The sequence below is a fragment of the Proteus sp. FME41 genome (assembly GCF_014897315.1).
Taxonomy (GTDB): Bacteria; Pseudomonadota; Gammaproteobacteria; order Enterobacterales; family Enterobacteriaceae; genus Proteus.
Genome location: NZ_JABUYL010000039.1, coordinates 1 through 10,277, shown reverse-complemented (window position 1 = coordinate 10,277; position 10,277 = coordinate 1). Strand labels below are relative to the sequence as shown.

The window sequence follows — 10,277 nt, the reverse complement described above, 5'->3', positions numbered from 1 at the left end:
CCCCACTACAAGTACTTTCTATCATTGATAACGTCATACCTTCATCATTACCGTCAGTGTTTCAATCACCGATTTTAATCACTCGTTTACGCTTTAGTGGTGGTCGAGAAAAAGCACTACAAGTACGGTTTAATGCCATTCCTTACAGTGAAACACTTTGTTGGCGTCCAGTTGTTAAACCTCGTCCAATTATTACAGGCACACTGACTGCGCGTATTACTAGTGCAAAAGATAACGATATTTACGCCCACCAAAATGAACATGGTTTTTATTGGGTAAAATTTGATGCCGACCGTGATGAAAAACCCATGGGCTATGAAAGTATGCCTGTACGCTTGGCAAAACCTTATGCGGGTGATACCTATGGGATGCATTTTCCGTTAATTCAAGGTACTGAAGTCGCTATCGCCTTTCATGAAGGCGACCCAGACAGACCTTATATCGCCCATGCATTGCATGATTCGCGCCATCCCGATCATGTAACGGATAGAAACAATACACGTAATGTTATTCGTACTCCTGCAAATAATAAGCTGCGAATGGAAGATAAACGCGGTGAAGAGCATATTAAACTCAGTACCGAATATGGAGGTAAATCTCAATTAAATTTAGGTCATATTGTCGATGCCAATCGTGATAAACGTGGTGAAGGTTTTGAGTTACGCACTGATAGTTGGGGAGCAATAAGAGCAGGTAAAGGATTACTTCTTACGGCAGAAGAACAAACTAAGGCTGATGAGCAACAACTTAATATTGTTGAAATAAAACGCCAACTTTCTGATGCATTATCAACAGCAGAATCGCTGTCTACACTATTAGAAAAAGCAGAAGTTGACGCTTTAGATAACGAAACCCAAGCAACCTTTTTAGATAATAGTATTACTGAATTAAAAGAGCCTGTAATAATTGCTGGAGCTCCAGGGGGAATTGTTGTTTCTACACCTAAGCATATTCAGCATAGCAGTAATGGTAATCAAATATATTCAGCGGTAGGAAATACCGAAATATCATCTCTTAAGCGTTTATTTTTAATAGCGAAGAAAAAAATTGTACTCTTTGCTCATGAGTTAGGAATAAAACTAGTAAGTGTAGCAGGTAAAATTGAAATTCAAGCACAAACAGATGCCCTTGATTTAATTGCCCAAAAGGCAATTAATATCACAAGTACAAATGATGAAATTATTATTAGTGCTAATAAGAAAATAACCCTCCAATCTGGGGGATCTTATATCACAATAGAAGCAACTCAGATTGAACATGGAACTGGTGGGGACTTTAATGTAAAAAGCGCTAATCTTCAATATCTTGATGTTGCAACATTAAATACACCTTATCCTAATTTTACTGCTTGTGAAGTAATGGCGAGTGAAGCCGCTCAAAATGGCGACGGAATTATCCCTTTAAGCTAAGGAATGAATATGGAATATTATTTATCACAAGCTAAAAGTTTTAGTGAACATCAATATGCTGTTATAGATAAAGCATTTGCAAATGAGCTGGTTGAACGTTATCCCACGCTAGATATCGTTTCTTCACATCTTAAACCGCAATCACATCTTTATCCCGCACTGATATCACTACATGAACTTTCATCATCTGAATGGCAATCTATAATATCGGAAATAATGCAACAGTCGGTAGAAATTTCATCTTCTGCAAAAATTTGTTTACTCTTAGAAAGTCAGTTATCAGCAAATGAAATAAAAAATGAGCTGGCAAGTATGTTGCTAATTAGCGATGAACAACAAAATTATGTACTACGCTATTATGATCCTAGAGTTTTATTTCATTTATCTTGGATGTTAACACCTTGGCAATTACAATTATTATTAAAAACGCATTTAATTCAATCCTGGACTTACCTATTAGAAAATCAATGGAATACATTATATTTTCCAGAACATATTAATTATCAAAAAGGCTCACCGACTGATTTACCATTAACACAAATTCACCAAATAGGTTTGATTAATCAAATAATAAATAAATTACCAAGAATAACAGTATTATCTGAAAGAATAAAAACCAGTAAGATAATTAATAAATTAATTACTCAAGCAAATAATTTAGGTTTGATAGCTCAAGAAGATATCATTAATTTTTCGTTTTATGGAGTAACATATCAATGTGCATTTTGGCTCCAAAATAATTTTAAAGAACTATTATATTTGTCATCTAAAAATCCTAAATATTTTTCAAGAATGATACTTAAAATAGATATTTTAAAATGGAATGAAATAAAATCTGAGACACCCACTTTAATTAAAATTTATGGAGAATAAAATGGACTCTTCTAGCAAACAAGAAGGCTGTAAATTTTGTACGCGATATGGGTTTCCGATATTACCCGTTAGACCCGCAATTATGTCTCAAAATGATATACTTCCTGTTATACCGAATAATATTGAAGTACCGATTAATAATCAGGGCGAAACTGCATATACTCTTCGTTTATTACGTGCTGGCTATTTGAATATTTGGGATGAATTGGCTCAATCCTGGATAAATTATTATGTCACTAAAGATGGCTTCTATTACCCACTTCCACAAAATGGAGAAGCTCCAGATGATGTTCTTTCTGGTGAAGTAAAACCTTGTATTGATAAACCAGAAGAATTAGCAAGAGCTTCATTTATTACTCTCCCTATTTTCCCTGCACCATTAAAAAATGGAAATTTTTGGTTTTCTTGGTCTGAAGTGAAATGGACTGATGTCGTAAGAAAAAAACATGAAGAACCCAGTTTTTATCAAGAAAATATGCAATTATTTAATATGGATAGATGGCTTAAGACTAATAAAGAAAATCAATCATTACCACTTAATAAACCCGATGAATATATCTCTGAATATTTTCTTAAATCAAGAGAAAGCGAATTAAAACAGTGGTCACCATCTTTTTTATTTACAGCTTCAATTTTAACTAATGCTTTTTATGGTGCAATAGCTTTAAATAAAAAATATCTTGCATCACCAAAAGCATCAGGGAAAGAGATTGAAAAAATAGTTAATAGTAACTTTCATTCAAATGGTGCAATATTAGTATTACAAGATCCTGTTGGAATTTTAAAAGATTTATCCGCACTTATTCAATATGAACTTGATAAAGATGTTTATAAGAAAAAAGATATTGAGCGTGAAACTATGCTTTATACTACCATTTCTAGTTTAAAAGAAGGAATAAAAAATAAGTTTCAGTCTGATTATATAACAAAAACTATTCAAAATAATGATCTCAGTGAAAGTGTTGACGTTGTACGTGTAGATACTAATGGTATAGTTCATAAATATCCCGAAGGTGATAATACATATAAAGTACCGATAGATGCTCCTGATAGCGATATTATAAAGCAACTTCTAGCAAAATCAGTTATAGAACAAAAAACTCAAGCTCATTGGGCTAAATATGAAAAATATTATGATACTAAAAAATTCGATACTTTTGAGGAAGAGTTTAAAAATAGACTATCTGAATATACTCAAAGGATATTAAATCCTAGGATAGAACTCTATATTGATTGGTTTGAATCTCAGAAATTAACAGATTATTTTTTATATAATTTTGATGAAAATGATATTACAAGTGGTATGGAATACACTGCGACCGTTTGCTATGCTGTCGCAAATATGGCAAATAAAGAAAAGGTTAGAGATTTATTTAGTAAAGCTTTATTAAAAGATCTGACAGATAAAAGCAACATTGTCGCTAGAGCGCTTGCTTTTAATCATGAAACATTAATACAAAAAATTAACAAGGCAGTATTTCAATCCCCTAATCTGACATCTGTACCATGGAATGGTTTAATTGATGCTATGCAACAAACAGTGGATAAAGTAAACAATCCTGGTTTTAATGCTGATAGTGTAATGGGGCTATATTTAGCAAATTTTTCATCTGCTATTATAAAAAGTACAAATACTATTTTAGAGTCAAAAAAAGTATTTCCATTTTTAGTCACTCTTGGTGTTATTCAAAAAAAAGCAATTATTCCACTTAGTAAATCAGGTGAGTATAAACATTTTATCAAGTATGTTGTATCCGAATTGATGACGATTAATAATGGCGGGGTAACGCCTAATAAAGATTTATTAGAATTTCATGTCAGAGCAGAAATAAAACGTAAACAGTGTTTAGGTCTTGATGTTTATAATATAAAAAACCAAAATTATTTAATAGATATAGATATTACTGAATGGGAGAATATTAAAAATCTTCCTAAAAAAGCAAAAGAAGAAGCAATGGCAGGAATGTTATTTACCACTTCAGAATCAAAGGAAAAACTTCATATTCAGTGGAAAACTCAGCTCACAACAGGCTCAGGGAAAGCACTGACTTTAATGGGGGCTGGTGTATTATCTGGAATATTACAAACAGTAGCAGTGCTTTCCTCCGCCGATTTTGGAAATAAAAAAACATTAACTAAAGATCAATTAGAAGAGAATAGTCGATTTTATGCCGGAGCGGCGGCTGTTCTTGGTACTGGTTTTGGCGTAATAGAAACAGGTATTCAAGAATATGTTCGAGTTCATAGTCTGTTAACAACTCGCACTTTCAATGGGTTAAAATCTTTAGAAACTGCATCCAAAATTATGGGACGATTTTTAGGATTAGCGGCGGGCGTTGTAACTGTTGCTTTTGATATTTATCATGCAAATGAAGCATATAATAAAGGCAAAGATTATGAAGGAATGACAGCTGCTTATGCTTTATCAGCTCTTGCTGGAGGTTGGTTTATTTTTCTTATTTTTGCCTCAAGTTTAACCCCAATCGGATTGGTTATTACTTTAGTGGCTGTTATTCTTATGTTAGGAACAGCTATTTATATCGCCATTGAAGGACAGGATAATATCCAAAAATGGCTGGAACAGTGTTTATGGCAAAAAATACCTAATGATAATCCTAAATATAAATTACCTCCTATTTATCCCACCATGGAAATGGAAATGTATGAATTTAAACAAGCACTAGGACAAGACTAAAATGGATAGTTACGGATTACTACAAAAATTTAAGCTTAATCGCCCATTAAATAACGAAGAAATAGCCGGTAGACTTGATCAAAATAGCCGTATTGATATAACCAATGAAGAATTAATCCCCGACATTAAAGTCATAGCAATAAACTCTCATTATCTTGAAATGGTGGATAAATATTATTCTTCAAAAGGGTTTGTGAGTCTTTTTTCTTCTTTAGGTACTATTGCATTCTTGGGAGGTGTAATATGGATCATTATACACTTTATTTTTTTTAGCCCACTATCTAAAGGAATCATATTATATATTATTACTATGGGATCTCTATTTCTTGCTATGGGGCTTTTTATGTTCTCTTTACTGAAAACAGAGTGGTTTGCATGGACACATTACCCATTACGTTTTGATCGTAAAAATCAGATGATTTACGCCTTTCGCACTGATGGCTCTATTATTTCAGTACCTTGGAAGAAGGTATTTTTCACCACGGGACTTGATTACGCTAAAAGTATGAAAAACGACTATTATATTAGTGGGCATGTTCTTGCTGATGATAATAAAACTATTGTTGATACCTTTTGCCTTCCTGCCTCCACCGGTAATTTTGAATTACTAAAATATCATTGGGAATTTATTCGACGTTATATGGAAGAAGGGCCTGAGAATATTATTCAACAAGTTGAATTTTGTTTACCTATAGCCAATAAAAAAGAAAGTTATGGATTCACGTTCTTTTATGTCAGCACGTTATTTAAAGGTATGTTGAAAATTTTAATGCCATTGATGTCTCCAATTATTTTTATTATTAGTATTCCTCGCTATATTGCAATCTTAACCAGTCGCCGTCCTATTTGGCCACAGAAAATAGAAGAGCAGTGCAAAATAGACCCTAATGATCCTTATATCTTAAATGAAAAAACGAATCCTAAAGATCTCTGGAAAGCATTTTATTAAAAGCCATTTTAAATTATTTAATCCCTCATTGTTATGACAGTTGTTTTATTGTTGTTATAGGCACTTATTCATATTTTATTGAAAAATATGATATTATTCGTAAACGGTCTAAACTATATTTATCATAAAAAATACTTAACGATACCCCATATATCAATTACCTCCTATTTATCCCACCATGGAAATGGAGATGTATGAATTTAAACAAGCACTAGGGCAAGACTAAAATGGATAGTTACGGATTACTACAAAAGTTTAAGCTTAATCGCCCATTAAATAATGAAGAAATTGCAGGCAAACTTGATCAAAATAGCCGTATTGATATAACCAATGAAGAATTAATTCCTGATATAAAAGTGATCGCAATAAATTCTCATTATCTAGAAATGGTGGATAAATATTATTCTTCAAAAGGGTTTGTGAGTCTTTTTTCTTCTATACTTACTACTTTATTCTCAATTTTTGCATTAAAGCTTGTATTGACAGTTATATTTTTTGATCATAGTTCAGGTAAAATATTGTTGGCATCAGTTTTAGCCCCCCTATTCCTTGCAATGGGACTCTTTATGTTCTCTTTACTGAAAACAGAGTGGTTTGCATGGACACACTACCCATTACGTTTTGATCGTAAAAATCAAATGGTTTACGCCTTTCGCACTGATGGTTCTATTATTTCAGTACCTTGGAAGAAAGTATTTTTCACCACGGGACTTGATTACGCTAAAAGCATGAAAAACGACTATTATATTAGTGGGCATGTTCTTGCTGATGATAATAAAACCATTATTGATACCTTTTGCCTTCCTGCCTCCACCGGTAATTTTGAATTACTGAAATATCATTGGGAATTTATTCGACGTTATATGGAAGAAGGGCCTGAGAATATTATTCAACAAGTTGAATTTTGTTTACCTATAGCCAATAAAAAAGAAAGTTATGGATTCACGTTCTTTTATGTCAGCACGTTATTTAAAGGTATGTTGAAAATTTTAATGCCATTGATGTCTCCAATTATTTTTATTATTAGTATTCCTCGCTATATTGCAATCTTAACCAGTCGCCGTCCTATTTGGCCACAGGAAATAGAAGAGCAGTGCAAAATAGACCCTAATGATCCTTATATCTTAAATGAAAAAACGAATCCTAAAGATCTCTGGAAAGCATTTTATTAAAAGTCACTTTAAGGTATTAAATAATGAAAGGAATTATTCGCATCGGTGATAAGAATAGTAGCGGAGGCTATGTATTATCAGGATCATCTTCTATGATATTTAATGGTATTGGTGTTGCACGTTTAGGTGATGCTGTTTACTGCCCTAAAAAAGGGCATGATAATGTTGTAATAGCTCAAGGTCATCCCACATTTTTAGATGATGGTATTCCTGTTGCTTTCGATGGATATAAATGTAGCTGTGGTTGTACATTAATTTCTTCTCTTTCTAAAGCTAAAGTGAGTCAATAAACTTATGCCTGTTGATTTATCATCTTTACCACCAAAAGCAAAACGCCATTCACTGCCCTCCATAAAAACATGGGGAAAGTTTTTTGTTTTTTTATTATGTTTTATTAATTTTATTAATTACTTTATCTTTCCTTTTCTTAATATAAAAAAGATATCAGTTTTACAGATATCTTTTTTAACCTTTTTAGTGTGGGTTGGCCTCTGTTTTTTCAGATATTTATTTTATATATTGCATCAAGTTATAGCTGATGAGTGGGATAAAAAAAGAGAAGAAGATAGAGATAATCTGATTATTATTGGACAAAGATATATAACCTTATTAAGTCAAGCAATGATATTGCCTTATCTCGAAAATTGTAAAGATTTATCGACTCAAATAGTGGTTGGTAAATCATCATTATTACCTTCATATCAATTAGATGACAATGTTATTTATTGCTCTCAATTTTCTGATATTAAGGAGAATAATGTTACTAGAATAATAAATAGGTTAAATAAATTATTAATAGAACCATCATTAATATCTAAAATATATCAAATTCCTGATAATGCTAAATTTAAGATAATAATATCATCTAACTATTCTAATTTTTCAGATGATGAAAAAATAGAGATTGATGAGATATTAGCTCAAAGAATAGAAAGAGCCTATAATGTTAGCTATACAGAAGAGGTAAAAATAGATTTAATTGATCATTGGTTAGATAGCCCTAAATTATTTGATTTTTTACTTATAATTAATATTTATTCTTTTGATACTCCTATTAATTATCATAGTGAAGTAGCTACTGCACAATTGTTTTCTTTTTCTAACTACCATTTAATTAAGGGGATAGCAAAAATTCATCGTCCAGAATTGGTTGAAAATAAAAATATTTTCGACCTATTTAATGAAAAAATTAATACTGTAGCGATATGGAGCGATCTTGATAAAAATAAATTAAAAGATATATGGATAACAAATTTACAAGATAATCATGAGAATGAAATAAAAATAAAAATTTTATCATCAGATATTAGTCGTCACACTGTATTATACGATATTAATCGTAGTATCGGATATACACATAATGCATCTCCTTGGGTAAATGTTTATATCACTACAACTCAATTAATTAAAGAAAAATCTCCACAACTATTAATTGATAAAGACAATATTTTAATTGTTAATCCATTAAACTAAGCTTTCTTAAAGCTTATTAATATTATAGCGGAGCAAAGGCATGGATATGAGGTTTTTCTATTTTAGAAATATTTTAAAAAAAACATGGGTAATTATACTGCTACTGTTTATTGCTGTAATTTGTTTTTTATTTATCCTTCTATGCTCACTAAATGCTATTGACACAATAAAATATTCTATTCAAGAAAATATTTTTTTAAAAAAAACTTTAATTACAATGGTTATTGTATTTTTTATTATTGCATTTTTATTTATAATTGCTCGATATATTGGGAAGTTTAACTATAGTAATGCTAGAGGGGAAAATAAAAATATCAAGTCACAGGTTCAGATGGATTATGCTAATACCAGCTTTATAAATATTATTATTGACTATAGTAAAAATTACTACAGCACTTTCTGGCGCAGAAAAATAACAATCCAACTCCTTATCGGCACCTCGACTTCTATCGAAAAACTGACTCCCAATCTAACAACGGACATCTGGCAAGAAAACAATGGAACGTTGCTTATCTATGGTGGTGATATCCATCAGAGTATTGATGAAAATTTAATTCAAGATTTAAAACAACTGCGCCGTCGTCGTCCGCTCGATGCGGTTATTTGGGTGTCAGAAAATAACTTATCGCAACAACCGCTGGGTCATTCCTTATTTAATCACTTAAATCCGACCAATACAGATACCGCTAGCCGTTATTTCCACCAGCTCTTTCGTCAATTACGCTGGCAAGCCCCCATTTGGCTTTGGAATGTCAGCAACACCGGTGATATAACATCTGAAGAAACACCCGCAATACTCTATTCAGCCCCCTTAAAAGCCACCTCTGAAATGCTTTCCAATGACTTAAAAATGCTTTTACCCGCGTTAGTGGAACAAGGCACACTAGCGGTCTTACACAATCAAACACACACCTATTTACTTGCTTTAGCCCGCTTTTTACAGCATGAAGGATGTGAAAAAATCGCCAATACTTTGGCACCGCTTTTATCAGGTTATCGCTCCTTGCCGTTCGCTGGTGTGCTCTTTAGTACGGCTGTTAACAATAATGTGTCTGCAACTTCATCACAAAATAATCAATGGGTATCCAATTCCCATTGGAAAGCACTAATGGCAGCAAATTCACAATTACCCTATCAGTTAAAAGCCTCGCCTTTAGGTTTAAATTCCAAACGTATTTTGCAATATACCGTTGCAACCGCCATGACACTGTGGGGGATTGGTATGGTGGTTTCTTATTTTATGAATCGCCAATTAATTACCCAAAGCCAACAACAAGCGCAGTTAGCAACAGACAATCATCAATCTGAATTTGCCCGCTTACAGGCACAATATGGCTTACAACAAACCTTAGGTTTATTAAGCCATCGAGAAAAAACCTCTGTTCCATTTTGGCTACGCTTTGGGTTAAGCAGTAATAACGCATTGCTTAGTCATTTATGGCCTGTTTATAGCCAATCCATGTTGCCGTTATTACGCGATTCAACCCAACAACATCTTGAAAATTATCTTCACGCGTTTATGCAGTTCCCGCCTGAAAGTGCAGAACGAATTGAAGGTGCTCAATCCGCTTATCAAGCATTAAAAGCCTATTTAATGATGAGCGATCCGTCCCGTATTGATCCCGCTTTTTTCACTGAAAGTGCATTACGCATTTGGCCTGAATATACCGAATTAAAAGACGGAGAATGGCAAACGTTAGGCACCG

The 10,277-nt window shown here is 32.7% G+C and carries 8 protein-coding genes; all 8 read left to right on the top strand.

What is annotated here, in order from left to right:
* Positions 1–1,409: DUF2345 domain-containing protein (locus tag INT04_RS18725; protein ID WP_193017554.1), on the top strand; the 1,409-nt coding region annotated here is incomplete at its 5' end.
* Between the two features lie 9 nt (positions 1,410–1,418).
* Positions 1,419–2,282: a DUF4123 domain-containing protein gene (locus INT04_RS18720; protein ID WP_193017553.1), complete on the top strand. Its 864-nt coding sequence runs from the start codon at positions 1,419–1,421 to the stop codon at positions 2,280–2,282.
* A 1-nt stretch (position 2,283) separates the two neighbouring features.
* Positions 2,284–4,977 carry a T6SS effector BTH_I2691 family protein gene (locus INT04_RS18715; RefSeq protein ID WP_193017552.1) on the top strand — a complete coding sequence of 898 codons (2,694 nt, stop codon included), beginning with the start codon at positions 2,284–2,286 and terminating at the stop codon, positions 4,975–4,977.
* A 1-nt stretch (position 4,978) separates the two neighbouring features.
* A complete protein-coding gene (locus INT04_RS18710; RefSeq protein ID WP_193017551.1) occupies positions 4,979–5,926 on the top strand; it encodes a DUF6708 domain-containing protein in 948 nt (315 codons plus the stop codon).
* Positions 5,927–6,153: 227 nt separating this feature from the next.
* The gene (locus INT04_RS18705; protein ID WP_193017550.1) at positions 6,154–7,098 is read left to right on the top strand and encodes a DUF6708 domain-containing protein; all 945 of its coding nucleotides are present in this window, start codon (positions 6,154–6,156) and stop codon (positions 7,096–7,098) included.
* Positions 7,099–7,121: 23 nt separating this feature from the next.
* Complete coding sequence (locus INT04_RS18700) at positions 7,122–7,388, top strand: PAAR domain-containing protein (RefSeq protein ID WP_109409733.1); 267 nt, start codon at positions 7,122–7,124, stop codon at positions 7,386–7,388.
* Positions 7,389–7,392: 4 nt separating this feature from the next.
* Positions 7,393–8,571: a hypothetical protein gene (locus tag INT04_RS18695; RefSeq protein ID WP_193017549.1), complete on the top strand. Its 1,179-nt coding sequence runs from the start codon at positions 7,393–7,395 to the stop codon at positions 8,569–8,571.
* A 331-nt stretch (positions 8,572–8,902) separates the two neighbouring features.
* Positions 8,903–10,277: ImcF-related family protein (locus tag INT04_RS18690; protein WP_226894185.1), on the top strand; the 1,375-nt coding region annotated here is incomplete at its 3' end.